Annotated in this window: 17 protein-coding genes and 1 pseudogene; 3 read left to right on the forward strand and 15 right to left on the reverse strand. The window is 69.6% G+C overall.

The genetic code is table 11. The annotated features are described in order from the left end of the window. Window positions 1-80 precede the first annotated feature (80 nt). The 3 genes from C7M71_RS05180 to C7M71_RS05190 all read right to left on the reverse strand — a co-directional run bounded on the left by C7M71_RS05180 (window position 81) and on the right by C7M71_RS05190 (window position 2,872). A complete protein-coding gene (locus tag C7M71_RS05180; RefSeq protein WP_111489316.1) occupies window positions 81-731 on the reverse strand; it encodes a GNAT family N-acetyltransferase in 651 nt (216 codons plus the stop codon). A gap of 161 nt (window positions 732-892) precedes the next feature. After that, a complete protein-coding gene (locus C7M71_RS05185; RefSeq protein ID WP_111489317.1) occupies window positions 893-2,239 on the reverse strand; it encodes a carotenoid oxygenase family protein in 1,347 nt (448 codons plus the stop codon). Window positions 2,240-2,296: 57 nt separating this feature from the next. Further along, window positions 2,297-2,872: a hypothetical protein gene (locus tag C7M71_RS05190; RefSeq protein ID WP_111489318.1), complete on the reverse strand. Its 576-nt coding sequence runs from the start codon at window positions 2,870-2,872 to the stop codon at window positions 2,297-2,299. Window positions 2,873-2,960: 88 nt separating this feature from the next. Here C7M71_RS05190 and C7M71_RS05195 point away from each other — a divergent pair, with 88 nt between their 5' ends. Next, entirely contained in the window at window positions 2,961-3,515 is a 555-nt protein-coding gene (locus C7M71_RS05195) for a PadR family transcriptional regulator (protein WP_111489319.1), read from the forward strand. A gap of 25 nt (window positions 3,516-3,540) precedes the next feature. Here the strand turns inward: C7M71_RS05195 and C7M71_RS05200 are convergent, their stop codons facing one another. The 6 genes from C7M71_RS05200 to C7M71_RS05220 form a co-directional block, all read right to left on the reverse strand. Continuing rightward, window positions 3,541-3,789: a toxin-antitoxin system HicB family antitoxin gene (locus C7M71_RS05200; RefSeq protein WP_111489320.1), complete on the reverse strand. Its 249-nt coding sequence runs from the start codon at window positions 3,787-3,789 to the stop codon at window positions 3,541-3,543. A gap of 45 nt (window positions 3,790-3,834) precedes the next feature. Beyond that, window positions 3,835-4,773, reverse strand: a complete 939-nt coding sequence (locus C7M71_RS05205; RefSeq protein ID WP_111489321.1) for an SPFH domain-containing protein — start codon at window positions 4,771-4,773, stop codon at window positions 3,835-3,837. Window positions 4,774-4,913: 140 nt separating this feature from the next. Continuing rightward, window positions 4,914-5,543, reverse strand: a complete 630-nt coding sequence (locus C7M71_RS05210) for an MBL fold metallo-hydrolase (protein ID WP_111489322.1) — start codon at window positions 5,541-5,543, stop codon at window positions 4,914-4,916. Next, on the reverse strand, window positions 5,543-6,628 hold the full coding sequence (locus C7M71_RS05215; RefSeq protein WP_111489323.1) for an S-(hydroxymethyl)mycothiol dehydrogenase: 1,086 nt from the start codon (window positions 6,626-6,628) through the stop codon (window positions 5,543-5,545). The genes C7M71_RS05210 and C7M71_RS05215 overlap by 1 nt, the downstream gene beginning before the upstream one ends. A gap of 105 nt (window positions 6,629-6,733) precedes the next feature. After that, the gene (locus tag C7M71_RS30975; protein ID WP_175607634.1) at window positions 6,734-6,889 is read right to left on the reverse strand and encodes a DUF6126 family protein; all 156 of its coding nucleotides are present in this window, start codon (window positions 6,887-6,889) and stop codon (window positions 6,734-6,736) included. Window positions 6,890-6,921: 32 nt separating this feature from the next. Then, window positions 6,922-7,551: a helix-turn-helix domain-containing protein gene (locus tag C7M71_RS05220; protein WP_111489324.1), complete on the reverse strand. Its 630-nt coding sequence runs from the start codon at window positions 7,549-7,551 to the stop codon at window positions 6,922-6,924. 147 nt (window positions 7,552-7,698) lie between these two features. Here C7M71_RS05220 and C7M71_RS05225 point away from each other — a divergent pair, with 147 nt between their 5' ends. Beyond that, window positions 7,699-8,184 carry an AMIN-like domain-containing (lipo)protein gene (locus tag C7M71_RS05225; protein WP_111489325.1) on the forward strand — a complete coding sequence of 162 codons (486 nt, stop codon included), beginning with the start codon at window positions 7,699-7,701 and terminating at the stop codon, window positions 8,182-8,184. Window positions 8,185-8,273: 89 nt separating this feature from the next. Here C7M71_RS05225 and C7M71_RS05230 read toward each other — a convergent pair whose 3' ends face one another. Together C7M71_RS05230 and C7M71_RS05235 are read right to left on the reverse strand one after the other, a co-directional pair. Beyond that, a complete protein-coding gene (locus C7M71_RS05230; protein ID WP_111489326.1) occupies window positions 8,274-9,899 on the reverse strand; it encodes an AMP-binding protein in 1,626 nt (541 codons plus the stop codon). Then, a pseudogene (locus C7M71_RS05235) lies at window positions 9,896-10,246 on the reverse strand (AMP-binding enzyme); the annotation flags it as partial. The pseudogene C7M71_RS05235 and the gene C7M71_RS05230, both read right to left, overlap by 4 nt. Window positions 10,247-10,459: 213 nt before the next feature. Here C7M71_RS05235 and C7M71_RS05240 point away from each other — a divergent pair. Continuing rightward, window positions 10,460-13,822 carry a hypothetical protein gene (locus C7M71_RS05240; RefSeq protein WP_162824138.1) on the forward strand — a complete coding sequence of 1,121 codons (3,363 nt, stop codon included), beginning with the start codon at window positions 10,460-10,462 and terminating at the stop codon, window positions 13,820-13,822. 140 nt (window positions 13,823-13,962) lie between these two features. Here the strand turns inward: C7M71_RS05240 and C7M71_RS05245 are convergent, their stop codons facing one another. From C7M71_RS05245 to C7M71_RS05255, 4 genes are all read right to left on the reverse strand, one after another. After that, the gene (locus C7M71_RS05245) at window positions 13,963-14,595 is read right to left on the reverse strand and encodes an RES domain-containing protein (RefSeq protein ID WP_162824139.1); all 633 of its coding nucleotides are present in this window, start codon (window positions 14,593-14,595) and stop codon (window positions 13,963-13,965) included. Next, window positions 14,592-14,960: a hypothetical protein gene (locus C7M71_RS30515; RefSeq protein WP_162824140.1), complete on the reverse strand. Its 369-nt coding sequence runs from the start codon at window positions 14,958-14,960 to the stop codon at window positions 14,592-14,594. Before C7M71_RS30515 ends, C7M71_RS05245 begins: the two co-directional genes overlap by 4 nt. 122 nt (window positions 14,961-15,082) lie before the next feature. Further along, a complete protein-coding gene (locus C7M71_RS05250; RefSeq protein WP_111489361.1) occupies window positions 15,083-16,102 on the reverse strand; it encodes a hypothetical protein in 1,020 nt (339 codons plus the stop codon). Window positions 16,103-16,553: 451 nt separating this feature from the next. Next, entirely contained in the window at window positions 16,554-18,323 is a 1,770-nt protein-coding gene (locus C7M71_RS05255) for an AMP-binding protein (protein ID WP_111489329.1), read from the reverse strand. Between the last annotated feature and the right edge of the window lie 151 nt (window positions 18,324-18,474).

The following is an 18,474-nucleotide window of genomic DNA, read 5'->3' on the forward strand; positions in this document are numbered from 1 at the left end:
GCCGATGTCACACCAGAGCACCCCGCCCGCCTCACGGCCGCACGCGGGGCGTCCTCGCCCGGGACGTCCTCCCCCGGGGTTCAGTCGTCGGTCTCGGTGGACCGGCCGAGATAGGTCAGCGGGCCCGCGTCGGGGACGGCGATCTCATGGAATCCGAGGCGGTCGTAGAAGGAGCGGGCCGCAGTGTTCTCGGTGAGCATGCCGAGGTGGACCTGCCGGGCGCCGGAGCGGCGGGCAGCGCCGAGAAAGGTGAGCAGCAGGGCGCGACCGTACCCGGAGCGCTGATAGGCGGGCAGCAGGTCGATGTGGAGGTGGGCCGGGTACTCCTCAAGACCGGGGACGACCATGCGCTCCGGCAGGTGCAGCAGGGCGGCCATCTCCTCGTCCGGGCCGCTCGGCCGGCCGTCCGGGGCGGGGTGGCGGTGGGCGACCCTGGGCAGCCAGGCCCGGCGGAAGGCGGCGGCGAAGCGGGCGGTGTCCGAGGTCCCGAGGACATAGCCGACCGCCTGCGTACCGTCGTCCAGCACAAAGGCCAGCTCCGGTTCGAGTTGCAGATAGGGCCCGGCGAAGATGTCGCCCATCAGGTCGGGGTCCCGGTAGTGGCCGGTGGCGTCGGCGCCCGCCGCAGCGGTGCGCCGGCACACCTCGTACACGGAAGCCCGGTCGGTGGGAAGGTAGCCGCGGATGAGCGGGGCCCGCCGGGCCCTGTCGGTCGGGGGCTGATACAGCATGCCGAGGTCCTTCCTGGGGTTGCCAGGGGCATAGTCCGTGGGAGCGCTCTCATGCGATCAAACCAAACGACCGGGGCTGCGGCAAGGGCGAAGTGACGGACCGTCGGATACGGCGGAAGGGCAGGGCGCCCCGCGCGGGCCCTGCCCTCCACCGGCCGGGGTCAGCCCCGGGGCTCCTCCGGGATCCAGCTGCCGTGGAACCCGGCCGGCACATGGCGCGGCAGCCGCACCTCGGCCTGCAAGGAGAGGTCCGCCGCGTTCAGCACCACCAGCCGGGCCGGACCGGCGGCGCGGTCGGAGACCAGGGAGAGCAGCCACCCCTCGTCCTCGCCGTGCGCTCCGGCCGCGCGGACGAAGACCGCCTCCCCGGGGGCGTCCCCCGCGCCCAGCGCGCGCTCGCGGGCGGCACCGGTACGCATGTCGTACTTGACCACCGCATCGTCGGAGACCGTCCACAGATAGCGGTGGGCACGGCCGGTCCGGGCGTCGTCATGGGTGGGGAACTCCACCGCGCGGTCGTCCAGCCGCTCCTCCCGCACCGAGCCGTCGGCCGGGGAGAGGGTCCAGCGGTGGAGGGCGCCGCCCCCGGTGGCGGCGGCTGCGGCGGCGGGGTCGGCGGCGCCGCCGACCCTGGACCAGAGGGCGGCGAAGGACTCGGGGGCGTAGCGCACCGCGTCCAGCACGATGCGGCCGTCGGCGTCCTCATGGGCGTTGCCGATGTGGAAGACATAGCAGGGGTCGATGGCGTACCAGGTCACCTCGGCACTGCCGGTGCGCTCCATCACGCCGAGCCGGGCCCCGTACCCCTCGTCCCAGCGGTAGGGCATACCGCTGCCGACCAGCGCCAGGTCGAAGACCACCGGCAGGTCCAGCCAGATCACATGGCGCTCGGTGAGGGCGAAGTCATGCATCATGGTCGGCCCGGGCACCCGCACCTCGCGGCTCTCCAGCAGTCGGCCGTCGGCCGAGAGCCGGTGGTGGGTGAGGTACGGCGCGGTGAAGCCGTAGCCGAAGAAGTGCAGCTCACCGCTGACCGGGTCCTCCTTGGGGTGGGCGGTCATACCGGTGCGCAGCCGGCCGCCGAAGTCCTCCGGCCCCACGGTGTCCAGCTCCGGGGTCAGCCGATAGGGCAGACCGGTCTCGCAGAGGGCGAGGAGCTTCTCGCCGTGCCGCACCACATGGGTGTTGGCGGGGGTGGCGGCCAGGTCCAGGGTGAAATCGTCGCGGACGAAGGGGGCGCCCTCCAGCTTCCGGGTGCGGACCCAGCGGTTGCGGTACCACTCGGCGCGGCCGTCGCGCAGCCGTACCCCGTGGATCATCCCGTGGCCGGCGAACCAGTGGCCGCCGTCCTGCCCGGCGAGCGGGTTGGGGCCGTTGCGCAGATAGCGGCCGTCCAGCTCGGCGGGCAGCGTGCCGACGACCTCCAGCCCGGTGGCGTCGGTCTCGTCGGGGACGGGCGACAGATGGCCTTCGAGGTAGTACGGGGCGCTGGTCTGCTGCTCGGTCATGGCGGGCCTCCGTTGGGGTGGCGGGGTTGCAGGCGGTGTCTGAACCGTTCGCGCCGGTCAGGCGGACGGGGTGAGGGCGGCTGCGGCGCGGCGGCGGGCGGCGGCCTTGCGGTACTGGAAGGTGAACGCCACCGGGATCGCGAAGCCCAGCAGCTTGACGGTGATCACGGCGGCGGTGGCGTGCGGGGCGGCGGCCAGCAGGACGGCGAGCGCCGCGCCGGTGGCGGTGAAGGACGCCGCCCAGACGGCGGTGATGACCACGTTGGCGTGCCGGAATCCGGGGTGGTCCCAGAGCTCCTGCGGGGTCATGGTGCGGGCGATGCCGAGGGTGAAGGGGCGGCCGACGGCCATCGAGCCCCAGGCGGTGACCGCCAGCCAGCCCATGGCGAGCGCCGGGCCGTAGGGGGTGAGCGGCGAGTGCGGCACTGCCCAGGAGAAGGCGGTGAGCACCGCGAAGAAGAAGGCCGCGCTGATCTCCATCACCAGCTCGTCGGCACCGCGCCCGGCGCGGCGGTCGGAGAGCAGCAGCCAGACCGCCAGCAGCAGCGCGGCGGGTGCGCCGTAGCGCCAGTCGCCCTTGGTGGCGATGACGGCGAAGGCGATCCACGGCAGAAAGGTGCGGAGGTAACGCATGTCCGGACTCCTCAGGTTCCAGTAGCGACATGTCAAAGCTAGAAGGTCCGGCCACGACATGTCAACAGTGGAATGTTAGGATCGCCCCATGAGCCTTCGCCATGCCGTCCTGGGCCTGCTGGCCGACCACTCCGGCAGTGGTTACGACCTGCTCCGCACCTTCCAGACCTCGCTCGCCAATGTCTGGTCGGCGACGCAGAGCCAGCTCTACACGGAGCTCAACCGGCTCGCCGACGCCGGGCTGGTCACCGTCACCGCCGAGGGTCCGCGCGGGCGCAAGGAGTACGCCCTCACCGGGAGCGGGCGCGAGGAGCTGCGCCACTGGCTGCTGGAGGTGGAGCCGGAGCGCCAGCGGCGCAACGACGCACTGCTGCGGGTCTTCTTCCTCGGGCAGGTCACCCCCGAGCAGGGCCGCGCCTATCTGGACCGCGAGGGGAGGACGGCCGGCGAGTACCACGAGCGGTTGCAGGAGCTGGCCGCGTTCATCGAGGAGGAGTCGGACGCGCTGGCGGTCCACGGCCGGCTGGCGCTGGAGTGGGGGCTTCGCTTCACCCGGATGCAGCAGGAGTGGGCCGAGTGGGCCGCCCGTCAGCTCGCCGAAGAGGCGGCTTCACCCGATACGGCGCCGGCCTCCACCGGCTGACGGCTGACGGCCGAGCCGGCCGGGGTCACTCCCCGGCCGGCTCGGCCGTGCCTTCGCCCTCGGGGGCCCGGGGCGGCCTGCCCCGACGCGGCGGCGGGGCGTCCCGTACGGGGCGCCCCGCCTGTTCGAGGGCCCGGCGCAGCAGGTACTCGATATGCGCATTGAGGCTGCGCAGTTCGTCGTCGGCCCAGCGTTGCAGGGCGTCATGGACCTGGGGATCGATCCGCAGCAGGAACTTCTTGCGCTCGGCCACCGCTGTCCTCTCCTCGCCCACCCGGCGACCGCCGCCGCCCTGCCGGCGACGGCCGCCGGGCCGTTGTCACTGGTACAGGGTGCCGGTGTTGACCACGGGCTGGGTGGAGCGGTCGCCGCAGAGCACCACCAGCAGATTGCTGACCATGGCGGCCTTGCGCTCCTCGTCCAACTCCACCACGTCGCGCTCGTTCAGCTGCTCCAGCGCCATCTCCACCATGCCCACCGCGCCCTGCACGATCCGGGTGCGGGCGGCCACCACGGCCCCGGCCTGCTGGCGCTGGAGCATCGCCTGGGCGATCTCCGGTGCGTACGCGAGGTGGGTGATGCGGCACTCCAGCACCCGCACCCCGGCCGGGGCGACCCGCTCCTGCACCTCGGCGCCCATCTCGTCGCCCAGGTCGAGACCGGAGCGGAGCGAGGGGCGGCCGTCCTCGGCGTCATAGGGGTAGGAGGTCGCCAGATGGCGGACGGCGGTCTCGGCCTGGGTGGTGACGTACTCCTCGTAGTCGTCGACCTGGAAGACCGCGGCGGCCGGGGACTCCACCTTCCACACCACCACGGCGGCGATCTCCACCGGGGTGCCCTCCGCGTCGTTGACCTTGAGCACCGAGCTCTCGAAGTTGGAGACCCGCAGGGAGACCCGGGTCTTGGTGGTGAAGGGGTTGACGCAGTGCAGGCCCTCCTGGCGGAGCGTGCCGGTGTACCGGCCGAAGAGCTGGAGCACCCGGGCCTCATTGGGGTTGACCACGACCAGACCGGAGAGCGGGACCGCGCAGGCGACGGCGGTCGCCAGCGCGACACCGGCCGCCGGGCCGGGCGCATGCGCGGCGGCGGCCAGCAGACCGGTGGTGAGGCCGCCGATGACGGCCAGCAGCGCCACCCCGGCTATCAGCAGATAGCCGCTCACCGAGTGCGCCGGGCGCTCCGGGACCTCGCCACCGCCACCCTGCGCATCGGGGACGTACTCGGTCGGGACGGTCGAGGCTGCCTGCTGATCGGTCATCACAGGTCCCCCCTTCTCCGCCCGGTTCGGGCGGATCGCAACGCCATGAGGTGATGGCAAAGTGATATCACATTAACCGCGAAGGGCCCAGGGGGCCGTCGCCGGCGCTCCCTGGGCCCGTACGGGGTCGGTCGAGGCGGTCAGTGCCCCCGGTCGATCCACTCCTGGAGGTGCGGAGCCTCGGCACCGACCGTGGTCGAGTCGCCGTGGCCGGTGCGGACCACCGTCTCCGGCGGCAGGCTCAGCAGCCGCTCCCGGATGGAGTCGATGATCGTCGGAAAGTGGGAGAAGGACCGGCCGGTGGCGCCGGGGCCGCCCTGGAAGAGGGTGTCCCCGGTGAAGACCGTGGCGAGCGAGGGCGCGTACAGGCAGACCGCGCCCGGGGCGTGCCCCGGGGTGTGCAGCACGGTCAGCTCGGTGCCCGCGACGGTGAGGACCCGGCCGTCGGCCAGCTCGCCGTCGGGCTCCCGGTCCGGGTGGGTCCGCTTCCAGAGCGGCAGGTCGTCGGGGTGCAGCAGCACCGGTGCGCCGGTGCGGGCGGCCAGCGCGGGCGCGGCGTCGATGTGGTCGTTGTGCGCGTGGGTGCAGACGATCGCGACCAGCCGCCGGTCGCCGACGGCCGCCGCGATGGCGTCGGCGTCATGGGCGGCGTCGATCACCAGCGCCTCGCTGTCGTCGCCGACGATCCAGACGTTGTTGTCCACCTCCCAGGTGCCGCCGTCCAGCGAGAAGGTGCCGGAGGTGACCAGGTGGTCGATGCGGGCGGCCATCAGAAGACCACCACCGAGCGCAGCACATCGCCGTGGTGCATCCGGGCGAACGCCTCCTCCACGCCGTCCAGCGGGATGGTCTCGGTGACGAAGGCGTCCAGGTCCAGGCGGCCCTGGAGGTAGAGGTCGATCAGCATGGGGAAGTCGCGGGACGGCAGGCAGTCGCCGTACCAGGACGACTTGAGCGCGCCGCCCCGGCCGAAGACGTCCAGCAGCGGCAGCTCCAGGCGCATCTCCGGGGTGGGCACGCCGACCAGCACGACGGTGCCGGCCAGGTCGCGGGCGTAGAAGGCCTGCTGGTAGGTCTCGGGGCGGCCCACCGCCTCGATGACGACATCGGCGCCATTGCCGCCGGTCAGCTCGCGGATGGCCTCCACCGGGTCGGTGGCACGGGAGTTGACGGTGTGGGTCGCGCCCAGCTTCCGCGCGGTCTCCAGCTTGCGGTCGTCCACGTCCACGGCGATGATCCGCGCCGCGCCGGCCAGGTGCGCGCCCATCAGGGCGGCGCCGCCGACGCCGCCGCAGCCGATGACGGCGACCGAGTCGCCCCGGCCGACGTTCCCGGTGTTGAGGGCGGCGCCCAGCCCGGCCATCACACCGCAGCCCAGCAGCCCGGCCGCCGCCGGGGAGGCCGCCGGGTCGACCTTGGTGCACTGCCCCGCCGCGACCAGGGTCTTCTCGGCGAACGCGCCGATCCCCAGGGCGGGCGACAGCTCGGTGCCGTCCGCCAGGGTCATCTTCTGCGTGGCGTTGTGGGTGTTGAAGCAGTACCAGGGCCGACCGCGCCGACAGGCGCGGCACTGCCCGCACACCGCACGCCAGTTGAGGATCACGAAGTCGCCGGGGGCCACCTCGGTCACGCCCTCGCCCACCGACTCGACCACACCCGCCGCCTCATGGCCCAGCAGGAAGGGGAACTCGTCGTTGATGCCGCCCTCGCGGTAGTGCAGGTCGGTGTGGCAGACGCCGCACGCCTGCACCTTCACCACCGCCTCGCCCGGACCGGGGTCGGGGACCAGGACCGTCTCGACCGAGACCGGCTCGCCCTTGCCTCGGGCGACTACGCCTCGAACCTGCTGTGCCATGGCACCTTCTCTCGCAGTGGGGGATGCGTGGGATGCCAACGTATCCGGCCGCAGTGGGTGCGACCGCCGCCGGGCCGGTTGCCGAGCCGGGGGAACCCATGCAGGTCAGCGGCGCGCGCCCAGGGCGAACATGGCGAAGAGCAGCGCGGCGAACAGGTGCACCGCGGCGACGTAGATGAACGCCCTCAGGTAGACCCGGCGTCCGGTGGGCTTGCCCGCGTCCTGGGTCTCGGTGGGGGACGAGGAGGCGTCAGCTGCCATGGCGGTTCCTTTCTCGCGGCGCCGCCCCGGTCTCAGTGGACCGGGACGGAGGGGCCGATGCACAGCTCGCCCAGCGGGCTCTGCAACAGGGTGTGGACAAAGAGCAGTTCCGCGCCGCCGGCGGAGTCGGCGGCCAGTCGGTGCGGTGTGAGCGAGTCGAAGTGCGCGGCGTCGCCGGGGCCGAGCAGATGGTCGGTGTCGCCGAGGGCGAGCCGCAGCCGCCCCTCGGTCACATAGAGCCACTCCTCACCCGGATGGACCCGCACCACGGCGTCCTGGACCGCAGGCGGGATGTGCACCCGCAGGGCCTGCATCGCGCGCCCGGGGGCTCCGGCCCGCTGGTAGCTCCAGCCACCGGCCCGGCCCGGCTCCAGCCGGCCGCCGCGCACCACGGGGTCGCGCCGCGGCGGCTCCTCCCCCAGGAGTTCGGCGACCGTGGTCGCGTATGCTCGGGAGAGGCCCAGCAGCACGGGCAGCGAGGGCTGGCGGCGCTCGGTCTCCAGCCGCGACAGATGGGCCGGGGAGAGTCCCACCCGGGCGGCGGCCGCCTCCAGGGTCAGGCCGCTGCGGTGGCGCTGCTCGCGCAGGCGGGCGCCGAGTCCCGCGACCTCCTGGTCGGCACCGGCGGCCGGGTCCGGCTCGGGCTCGATGGTACGGCTCATGCCTCCAGTGGACACCCGACATGCCCCAGAGGCAAAACCTTGTACCTCAGAGGCAAACCCCACCCGAACGCAACCCTGCGTGGCGAACACACGTCCTGACCGATAAGACGGCCTTGTCCCCGACATCACCCGAACAGGGGGACGTAGATGTTCACTCCGACCCGTGCCACGGCACTCGCCGCCGCAGGCACCCTTCTGGCGGCAGGCGGCGCTCTCGCCGCCACCCCGGCCGCCGCCTCCTCGCCCACCGGGGCGCAGGTGGTCAACGCCCGCATCGCCGGGCATCCGACCTATGACCGCATCGTCATCGACGTCAAGGGCGCGCTGCCCAAGGCCACGGTGCAGCGGGTGGACCGGCTCCGCTACGACGGCTCCGGGAAGGCGGTCCCGCTCGCCGGGAAGTCGTTCCTCCGGATCACGCTCACCCCGGCGGTCGCGCACAACGCCGCCGGTACGGCGGTCTACCGGGGCCCGAGGCTGACCACCCTGCGGCTGACCCGGGTCAAGGGGCTCGCCCTGACCGGCGACTTCGAGGGGTATGTGTCCTTCGGGGTCGCCCTGGACAAGAAGACCGGCTGGACCGTGACCCGGTTGGGTTCCCCCAGCCGGCTCGTGGTCGACATCAAGCGCTGAACCGGCCCCTGCGGGGGCGGCGCCCGGCCGGACGCCGCCCCCGCTGACGAGGCCCCCGCTGACGCCGCCCCCGCCGACAACGCCCCCGGTCAGCGGCCGAGGGCGCGGGCCGCCTGCTCGCGCAGCTCCACCTTGCGCACCTTGCCGCTGACCGTCATCGGGAAGGACTCGACCACCCGCACATAGCGCGGCACCTTGTAGTGCGCCAGCCGGTCCCGGCAGAACTCCGCGACCTCCTCGGCGGTCAGGGTCTGCGCGGGGTCGCGCAGCACCGCCCAGGCGCAGACCTCCTCGCCGAGCCGCTCGTCGGGCACCCCGACCACCTGCACATCGGCGATCTTGGGATGGCTGTGCAGAAACTCCTCGATCTCCCGCGGGTAGACGTTCTCCCCGCCCCGGATGACCACGTCCTTGATCCGGCCCACGACGGCGAGGTAGCCGTCCTCCCGCATCACCGCCAGGTCGCCGGTGTGCATCCAGCGGGCCGGGTCGATCGCCTCGGCGGTCCGCTCCGGCTCGCCCCAGTAGCCCAGCATCACCGAGTAGCCCCGGGTGCACAGCTCACCCGGCTCGCCGCGCGGCACGGTGGCGCCGGTCGCCGGGTCCACCACCTTGACCTCGATATGCGGCATCACCCGGCCCACGGTGGCGGTGCGGCGCTCCAGGTCGTCGTCGCGGCGGGTCTGGGTGGAGACCGGGGAGGTCTCGGTCATGCCGTAGCAGATGGACACCTCCGCCATGTGCATATCGGCGGCGACCCGCTTCATCACCTCCACCGGGCACGGCGAGCCCGCCATGATGCCGGTGCGCAGCGAGGAGAGGTCGTGGTCGGCGAAGTCCGGCAGGCCGAGTTCGGCGATGAACATCGTCGGGACGCCATAGAGCGAGGTGGCGCGCTCGGCGGCGACCGCCCGCAGGGTGGCGGCGGGGTCGAAGGTGCGGGCCGGGATGATCACGCAGGCGCCGTGGCTGGTGGCCGCCAGGTTGCCCATGACCATGCCGAAGCAGTGGTAGAAGGGGACCGGCAGGCAGATCCGGTCCTGCTCGGTGTAGCCGACCAACTCCCCCACGAAGTAGCCGTTGTTGAGGATGTTGTGGTGGGAGAGGGTGGCACCCTTGGGGAAGCCGGTGGTGCCCGAGGTGTACTGGATGTTGATCGGATCGTCGCAGCAGAGCGCGGCCTCCCGGGCGACGAGCGCCGTCCGCTCCACGGCGGCTCCGGCGTCGAGCAGGGCCTGCCAGGAGGGGTCGGCGATCCAGACGGTCTCGCGCAGCTCCGGGCAGCGCGGCCGGACCTGCTCCACCATGGCCCGGTAGGCGCTGCTGCGGTACTCGGTCTGGGAGACCAGCAGCCGGACGCCGGACTGGTTGAGGACGAACTCCAGCTCATGCAGCCGGTACGCCGGGTTGATGTTCACCATGACCGCGCCGATCCGGGCGGTGGCGTACTGGACCAGCACCCACTCCGGGCAGTTGACGGCCCAGATGCCGACCCGGTCGCCCCGGGCGACCCCCCGCGCCAGCAGGCCGAGCGCCACCTCCTCCACGGCCCGGCCGAACTCGGCGTATGTCCAGCGGCGCCCGCTGGGGACGTCCACCAGCGCCTCCCGGTCGGGGTGGGCGGCGACGGCGCGATCCAGATTGCGGCCGATGGTGTCGCCGAGCAGCGGCAGCTCCGAGGGGCCGCTGGCGTACGACAGCTGATGCCCCGTCACCGGAAGTCCTCCTCGCGGTACTCGGTGGCGGCGCCCAGGCCCTGCTCCTCCCGGCCGCGCAGCTCGATCCGGCGGATCTTGCCGGAGACGGTCTTGGGCAGCTCGGCGAACTCCAGCCTCCGGACGCGCTTGTACGGGGCCAGCACCTCGCGGGAGTGGGCGAAGATCGCCTTGGCGGTCTCCGGACCGGCCTCCCAACCGGCCGCCAGCACCACATACGCCTTGGGCACGGCCAGCCGCAGCGGGTCCGGCGAGGGCACCACGGCAGCCTCGGCCACCGCCTCGTGCTCCAGCAGCGCGCTCTCCAGCTCGAAGGGCGAGATCTTGTAGTCGGACGCCTTGAACAGACGCACCACCGCAGGGTACCTATCATTCCGAATGGAACTAGGCATCTGACCTGCAATAACGTGGCGAGCCAGGTCTCTGTGGCTGGCTCGCCACATTAATGATCATGGAAACCCTGTCGTGCGGTACTGCTTGGGCGAGCCGGAGCCATAGCGGATGTCGGCGACTCCCCTGGCAAGCCCAGAGCGCGCCAAGGGGCATGGGATGATTGAAGGGTGATGTACCCCCAGCCCTCCTTTGGGGAGGCTGCCGACTCCCGATCTCAGCAGCAGGACAGGATTCGAGAGCGGCTGCTCTCCTTCGGGCCGGGGCCCGCGGGCCTCTTTCAGGACATCTGCACCCTCCTGGATGACGACCGCGGTCTGCAGACCCGGGTGATGCTGATAGGCCACCTGCTGAGGGAGTTGGAGAGCGCCGTACGGGCGATCCTGCTGCCCGACGAGACCCGGACCCCAGGGGAGTCACAACAGGCCGCCCCAGAGACCCCTGGGGCCGGCGTGGTCCAGGCTCTGAGCTACCTCCTGGACGCGGTCGACACCGCGGTGCGGTCGCTGTTCCAGCCCGCCTCCGCACCGGTGGCGGCCGGGCCGCCCGCTCCGGCCAGCGGCAACACTCACAGGCTGCAGGTCAAGGCTGTGCTGGCTGCTCTGGGGATCCCCGAGAGCAGCGCTGAGGGCCGCGCCTGGCTCAAAGCGGTCGGTCAGCAGCACGGGCACGCCCACCGTCCCGGCCTGGAGCCTCCCCGTGCCCTGGATCAGAAGTTCCAGGCATACGTCGACGGATTCATGCAACTGTTCGACGTTCTCCTGGATGCCTTCGATGCCCGCTACCTGGCCAGCGCCGAACGTCTGGACCGGCTCGCCGCGCTGGAGCACCCCACCAAGGACGACGCGGCACTCTTGTTCCAGAACTTCCCCCAGGACGAGTTGACCCGGGAGCGCTTCTTCTCTCAGCTCACCACCCCCGCGTGGCTGCCGTTGCTGGGCAAGGTCTTCGCCCATCCGCCCACGGCCGCTGTCGACGAAGAGGCCGGCCGGGTCACGTTCAGTTACTGGCCTGCCTCGGCATACCTGGCCCGGATGGCTGCCGTCGATCCGACCGCCGTCCTCCAGATCGCCGCCCGCATCGAGACCGACAACCCCCGCGTGCACCTTGACCTGGTTGAAATCGCCGTCAGCGTGCCCGCGAAGAAGGCCGTCCAGTTGCTGCCGCGGCTGCTGGCCGCGGTTCGCGGGCCCTACATCCTCGCTCCCGACCGCTACGCCGACCTGGCCGTGCACTTGGCCGGAAGCGACCACCACGACGCTGCCCTTGAACTGATGTGCGCCCTGCTGGCCACCGATGCCCACGGCAACTCCCGCATCGGCGAGTGGGAGTACGGTCATACCGTCGACCGTGCTAACACACCGATGACCGCCCACCTCGGCGTCCGCTGGGCCGCTGCTCTGGTTGAGTGCCTCGACCAGACCCTGAATGCCCTGCAGCGCCCCGGCCACACCGGCTCCGGCGACCGGTCCGAAATCTGGTACCCAGCTCTGGACCGCGATCAAGACCTTGCCTACCCAGGCGCTGAGGTGCGGCTGACCACAGCCCTGCGCAACACCGCTACTGCCCTGCTCAGTGATGGGACCGCCAACCTGGCCGAGGTTCTGGCTGTGCTGCAGACCCGTCCATGGACGGTCCTACGCCGCCTTCGGCTGCACATGCTCGATCGTCACGCTGAGGCCGGCGGCGCACTGGTCGCTGACGCGCTCACCGACCAGGCCACCGCAGCCGATGAAGGGCTGGAGCGCGAATGGCTGCTCCTCGCCCGTAACCACGCCGTTGCCCTGGACACCGCCACCCGCACCCAGGTACTCGCTGCAGTCGACGCGGGCCCCGATGCCGAGCGGTGGAGCCGTGAATACCAGCAGCGCTACAACACCACGATTGACCCCGAAAAGCTGACCACTTGGACTGACCTCTGGCGTCGCGACCGTTACACCGCGCTGGAGCCGGTGCTGTCCGCCGAGCAGCGCACCTCACTGTCCGATCTGGTGGGCCGCTACGGCGCGGCTCGGGATCTGGACAAGGTGCCGCACTCAGGTATGCCGCTCATCGACCCACCGGCCTCTGAGACACCCGGAGACCTCGCCATGCTCGATACCGCCGAACTCGTGGCCAGGGCCGCGGCATGGGAGCCGGAGCCCTCGGCGTTCGGCGGGACCAACCAGTCCGCTTACTCCTCCGTGCTGCGCGAGGCTGTGACCGCGCAGGGCGGGCGCCACAGTAACCAGGCCCAGCTCTTTGCCGACCTTGTGGACACTTACCTCGTTGCGGCCCTGAGCGGATTCCAGGCAGCGGCCCACTCCACCATGGTGGAGTGGGCCCCGCTGGTCGACCTCGCTCAGCACGCCGCCGATCGGCAGGACACCGGCCTTGCCCACGAACTGCACCGAGTGGCTGCTGAACTGCTGATTACCGCCCTGAATCACCGCATCAACCCACCCGCACCCGTGCTTGCGATGCCGACGTGGAACGTGATCACGGCTGTCCTTGCCGCACCGGACACATTGGCCGCGGCCGAGGAGCCTGGCCTCTACTGGTACGACGCCCGGGCCCAAGCTCTGCGAGCCGCTGTTGCCTGGGCCAGTTGGTCGCGTGCCCACGACCTGGACGTCAGCCCGGCGTTCGATCTGCTACAGGACGCCTCGATGGCCGGGCCCGCCGCCGCAGAGATCCGGGCCACCGTACTGGGCGAGCGGTTCCCACAGCTCACCCACCTCGACCCGACCTGGGGTGCCGCCGTCGGCACCGATCTCTTCAACTCCACCGCCGCTGGCGCCACCGCGTGGAACGCGTACCTATCTGCTGCCCCCTTCGACCACGCCAGCGCCGAGCTGCTGCTCGGCACCTACCGAGACCAGGCAGAGAAGGACACCGAAGACGGGAGTGACCGCAGCGCCCGTCTGCGCTTCGCCCTGGGCCGGCACATCCTGGCGCTGTACTGGGCCGACGTGATCGACCTGACCGGAGGCAACGGCCTCGTCGCCTCCTACTACACCTACACCAGCACCTCCGTCCTGCAGCAGCTCGACAGCAGCATCGCGATGGACATCCGCGCCGGGGTCTCACCCGAAGTCGCACCTCGCGTCAAGGCATGGTGGCAGTGGCGACTTGGGACCGCTGACGATGAGACTCCGCCCCTGAACCGCGAACTGGGCGATATCGCCGCTGCCTTGGCCGCCAGCGGCCAGTTTCCCGGACAGTGGGGCTTGCAGCAGATGCAGGCCGTCCTGGACGCCGGCGGCCAGCTACGACCGGACGACACCACCTTCGGGTTCCTCACGGCTGTGGTCGTAACCGAGACCACGGCGGTCCTCGTCCTGCTCCGAGACTGGTTCGCCGGGCTGGACCAGTACGCGACCCTGCCGCGCTACCGGGAGACCGACATCAGGACCCTGCTGCGAACTGGGCTGGCAGACCCCAAGAACGAGACCCTGGCACGGGAGATCATCAGCCGCGCCGCGGCCCGCGGCCACCACCAGTTCCGGACACTGCTTAACGACCCCGTCGAACGACCCGCTGCGGGCAGCTGACACCTCTATCACAGGGTCTCTGCAGGGCTCCCCTTGTGCCCGTTTACTCAGCGGGTTCGGGGCCTCGTCAGACTGTGCTCGGGGGGCCTCGCACCGTGCCGCTCAGCGCATCACACACTCCGCAGACGGCTCTCAGCCGCCTAGGCAAGCACCATCTCGTCCAGGGAGGGTGGTCCAGCCACGGGCAACCCACCGCTTCTTAGCAAGGCACCCAGATCGTCACCCGTGGTGCTGGCCACCGGGGCCCAGGTTGCGTCGGCACCGGCAGGTCCGAAAACCGCGACTCCGACCGCAGTTGGTTGGGGATTGCACCTCGGTGCATAGGCCAAGCCCGAGAAGTTCACGGAAAGCCCGGCCGCCCAGTCTTGGCTGACGAGGTAGTCCGATGTCGTCGACAGCTCGCGAGATGCGCCGTAGGTGGCCGCGGCGGTTGTCTGCAGATCCGCCAGGATCAACTGCGCTGGAGTCAAGAACTCATAGACGTGGACACCGCTCAGCAGGGCAGGCTCAAGCGGCAAGCCCCGGGCGTCGAGAACCTCGGGGAACAATTGCTCCAGGACACAGGTCACGTGATCGAACGCGCTGTAGCACGTGCCCTTGGGAGCAGGCAGATCAAAGCGTCCCGTGCCTTGCGAGGCGTAGTACCAGGGGCCGGCGTTGTGATCAGTGGCCCGGAACAAGGTTGTGCCTGCGGACAATACACGCGGGGGGAGCTGCGACAGGTCTCCGGGCGGACCGTTCCTCCCCATGAACCGGGCCGGATTGCTGGTCACCGAGCCCACCTGCGAGCAGCCGCATATGCTGCGACAACTGCTTCCTTCTTGTTGTGGGCGCTGAGAGCGTCGGCGACGCTGCGCGATCCGAGGACAGCCAGTGGTGTGTTGGCCCACGCTGCGACGGTCCAGCTCACATCAGTGCGGTCGCGAAAGGCGGCCAGAACCTCGTGCCAGCCTTCTACGGGTCCTCGATCGTCGAACTGATAGGCGGGGTAGACGATGACGTCGTCGCTGGTACGCAGTGCCAGGAGATCTCCGCCCTCTTCTGCCATGCTCATGATCTTTGCTCCGTATCGGTGCTCGGCCTGCAAGCGCGTGAGAACCGGGCCGATACGGGCAGACCAGACGCTGGGATCGGTCATGGGACACCTCGCAATACTCACCCACTAGCCTGCGCCCATCGCGGAGGGCATGCGAGTTGGGTTCAAGATCCTTCGGTATCGACGCCGTACCGTGCCGCCGCGCTGCGGCGCGCCGAAATGCCTCACCGAGAATCCATGCCCGAGGCCCCAGTCTCCAAATTCTCGGAATCGACCAGGGTCCACTCCGAACCATCGGAATCGAGTTCTCCTGTCCGAGTGATTAGTCCGTGCGTGCCGAGGAAATCAAGCATAACCTGTACCGCATTTACTGCTTCCCGATCGCTTGTTTCCTCTCCGCGGTGCGCGGCGTCATTTCGGAGGCGGCTCAGCCATTGCAGCCGCTCAATGGGAACAGCAAGCTGAAGTCCGGAGTTCTCGGCAATTGAGATGTAGGCGCCAAGCGTCGGCTGCTTGTCGAGGCGCCCTTGCTGGGCCGGTGGCAGTTGATCGGCCATACCTCGGATGTACCGGCCCAGCGCAATCTCCAGTGCGGTAGCAGCATCGATGATCGCGCGCCTGTTGGCATGTCGTCGTTGCGCGGCTCGTGCGTCACGACTCAGAACCTCTTCCAGGGGTGGCTGCTTGCCATCGCGAACGAACCCGAGAATGTCCGCCCACTCCTGGGCGCGAAGAGGGCGGATGCGTGGCGTAGTGATCTTCATGCCTGTGGAACCATTATGCGGAGGCTCGATGAACGTAAGTCCGACCCCAACCAGTTCGGCGTCATAGACACGGTGATTGGGGTCAAGATCCTGGCCGGTCATTACCTCGACCCAGGTGCGTACCTCGTTGAACCATGGCTCGACGTACTCGGCTAGCTGATTGTCCGGGGTAAACCACGAAGCGTGATCGTATATTGGGCCATCGACGTCCGTCATGACCACGCGATGGAGCGCGGTCGCCGGTCGAAGTGACTCGGGAACGAACGCGCCATATTCCTGCGCCCACACAACTTGGTCGCCAGTCACCTTTATATGCGAGGCAATCCCAGGGACGTCAGGTGCACCGCCGAATGGTGGCATGCCGGTGGGCAATGCGACGTTGAATCGAAGCTCGCCGTAACCGGAGGAGTATTCCGTAGCCAATGCTTCGCACATTACCCAGATCTGCACCGGAAACTCGAACATCGCGCTGATACTCATGCCCACCCCAATCTTGCTACACGCAGCATGTCCGAAGCTCTGTTTGCAGCATCCAATGAGAATTCTAGGCGGGTGACAGAGCCTCTGCCTACTCGGTTTTGAGGATCTGACTCAGTCTGTCCAGCGCACGGAAGGAAGGCAGTGGGTGAGCCTGGGCTGTGGTCGATATTGAGCAGCAGGACGCCCCTCACTGACCCGCCGGTGGTCGTGTACCCGTTGGCGCCGCACCGTGTGTTCGTGGAGCGCGCGGCGCGCCGGGCGGAAATGAGGTATCACTCCAAGGGTACGCATTCAACCTCGCCGACGTAGAGGAGTTCCTACGCCGAGCGGGGCTGGACGATCCGGATGTCACGGATGTGGAGCTGGTGCAATGGAAGGGTGGCCGCTGCGGCTGGTGCCTTCCGCCTAGCGATCCGCGGCAGCAGCCGCTGCCACAGAATCTGGAGGGGGCTTACTGGATCCCAGGGCCCTGGAAGTCCTCCTCCCAGAACTCCTGCTCCCGTCGATGGGCGGCCTGAGCTGACCCGCGGTTGGCGTGCGCTTGCCCCTCTAGGCCGCGCAGCTCGACGCGGCGGATCTTGCCGGAGATGGTCTTGGGGAGGTCGGCAAACTCGATGCGGCGAATGCGCTTGTAGGGTGCCAGGCGCTGCTTCGACCAGGCGAGGATGGAGCGGGCTGTCTCGGCGTCCGGCTTGCTGCCCGGTACCAGGACGATGAATGCCTTGGGCACAGACAGACGCAGAGGGTCCGGCGAGGGGACGACCGCTGCCTCGGCAACGGAGGGGTGCTCGATCAGGACGCTCTCCAGCTCAAAGGGTGACACTCTGTAATCACTACTCTTGAATACGTCATCTCCGCGAGCGGAGAAGTGGTAGTAGCCGTCGATGTCGCGCTGGGCTACGTCGCCAGTGTGATAACGGCCGCCGGCCGTGGAGTCAGCTTGTCGTTCCGGATCATCCTGATAGCCGACCATGAGGCCGAGGGGGCTGCTCTCCAGCGGCAGGCAAAGTTCTCCGTCGACTCCGGCCGCGGTGATTTCCTCCCCGGTCTCGACGTCCACTAGGACCACGTCGTACCCGGGGAGCGGACGTCCCATCGACCCGGGCTTGACTGGCTGTCCAGGGGTGTTGCCGATTTGTGCGGTGGTCTCGGTCTGTCCATAGCCGTCGCGGAGGGGAACGCCCCAAGCCTGCTCGATCCGCTGCACGACCTCCGGATTGAGCGGCTCGCCTGCTCCGACCAACTCGCGGAGGGGCGGGCGCCAGGCCGCCAGATCCTCCAGGAGCAGCATCCGCCATACGGTAGGCGGCGCGCAGAAGGAGGTGACTTTGTGTCGGACAAGCGCATCCAGCAGCGGCTTGGCCGAAAAACGAGGCTGATTGACGATGAGGATCTCGCAGCCGGCGTTCCAGGGGGCGAAGAAGTTGCTCCACGCGTGCTTGGCCCAGCCGGGCGAAGAGACGTTGAGGTGGACGTCACCAGGCCGTAGGCCGATCCAGTACATGGTGGACAGGTGGCCGACCGGGTAGGAGCGGTGGCTGTGCTGCACCAGCTTGGGCAGGCTGGTCGTGCCGGAGGTGAAGTAGAGGAGTAGCGGATCCTCGGCCCGGGTGAGGCCATCTGGGGTGAACTCGGCTTTGTGGTCTGCCGCTGCGGCGTAGTCCAGCCAGCCGTGCACCGGTTCACCGACCGCGATCCGGGTCCAGTCGCCCTCCTGTCCGGCGAAGCCGGGGGTGAGCGCGGACTCGGAGATCACGTGCCGCACCTGACCCCGGGTGACACGATCTGCCAGGTCGTCGGCGGTCAGCAGGGTGCTGGCGGGGATCACCACCGCGCCCAGCTTGATCGCGGCAAGCATCACCTCCCACAGCGCCACCTGGTTGCCGAGCAACAGCAGGATCCGGTCGCCGCGGGCAACGCCCTGTGCCCGAAGCCAGCCGGCGGTCCGATTCGAGTGTTCCCGCAGCTCGGCGAAGGTCAGTGCCGTTTCGCGTAGAAGAGTGCCGTCGGCAGCTAGGTCGACGACGCGCAGCCCGGTCGCGTGGTTGTCCTCTGCCTCGACATCAAACCAGTCCAGGGCCCAGTTGAAGTGCTTGCCCTCCGGTCGGGGAAAGGCACGGGCGGCCTCCAGGTCGTCGCGGTGACCGAGCAAGTGATCCCGGGCGGCACGGAAGCACCGGTATGCGGCAGACTCCCTTTGAGCGGTGGTGCCCAACTCCATGAGCTATCCCTTGATCTCGACCGCTGGCGGCTTTGCCAGCGGGCAGCAGCAGGTTCATCGGCACGTTGCCACTCATGCGGAGTGCTGGTCAACAGGATGGCTTCGTGTCCCAGAAGGGCTGTGTCTACTCGGGGGCTGGCTGGGCGAAGGA

It is taken from the genome of Peterkaempfera bronchialis (assembly GCF_003258605.2).
GTDB lineage: Bacteria > Actinomycetota > Actinomycetes > Streptomycetales > Streptomycetaceae > Peterkaempfera > Peterkaempfera bronchialis.

Coding starts and splice junctions, on each gene's coding strand:
- C7M71_RS05180 (WP_111489316.1), bottom strand. CDS start 731: ATGCTGTATCAGCCCCCGACCGACAGGGCCCGGCGGGCCCCGCTCATC.
- C7M71_RS05185 (WP_111489317.1), bottom strand. CDS start 2,239: ATGACCGAGCAGCAGACCAGCGCCCCGTACTACCTCGAAGGCCATCTG.
- C7M71_RS05190 (WP_111489318.1), bottom strand. CDS start 2,872: ATGCGTTACCTCCGCACCTTTCTGCCGTGGATCGCCTTCGCCGTCATC.
- C7M71_RS05195 (WP_111489319.1), top strand. CDS start 2,961: ATGAGCCTTCGCCATGCCGTCCTGGGCCTGCTGGCCGACCACTCCGGC.
- C7M71_RS05205 (WP_111489321.1), bottom strand. CDS start 4,773: ATGACCGATCAGCAGGCAGCCTCGACCGTCCCGACCGAGTACGTCCCC.
- C7M71_RS05210 (WP_111489322.1), bottom strand. CDS start 5,543: ATGGCCGCCCGCATCGACCACCTGGTCACCTCCGGCACCTTCTCGCTG.
- C7M71_RS05215 (WP_111489323.1), bottom strand. CDS start 6,628: ATGGCACAGCAGGTTCGAGGCGTAGTCGCCCGAGGCAAGGGCGAGCCG.
- C7M71_RS30975 (WP_175607634.1), bottom strand. CDS start 6,889: ATGGCAGCTGACGCCTCCTCGTCCCCCACCGAGACCCAGGACGCGGGC.
- C7M71_RS05220 (WP_111489324.1), bottom strand. CDS start 7,551: ATGAGCCGTACCATCGAGCCCGAGCCGGACCCGGCCGCCGGTGCCGAC.
- C7M71_RS05225 (WP_111489325.1), top strand. CDS start 7,699: ATGTTCACTCCGACCCGTGCCACGGCACTCGCCGCCGCAGGCACCCTT.
- C7M71_RS30515 (WP_162824140.1), bottom strand. CDS start 14,960: ATGACCGATCCCAGCGTCTGGTCTGCCCGTATCGGCCCGGTTCTCACG.
- C7M71_RS05250 (WP_111489361.1), bottom strand. CDS start 16,102: ATGAGTATCAGCGCGATGTTCGAGTTTCCGGTGCAGATCTGGGTAATG.
- C7M71_RS05255 (WP_111489329.1), bottom strand. CDS start 18,323: ATGGAGTTGGGCACCACCGCTCAAAGGGAGTCTGCCGCATACCGGTGC.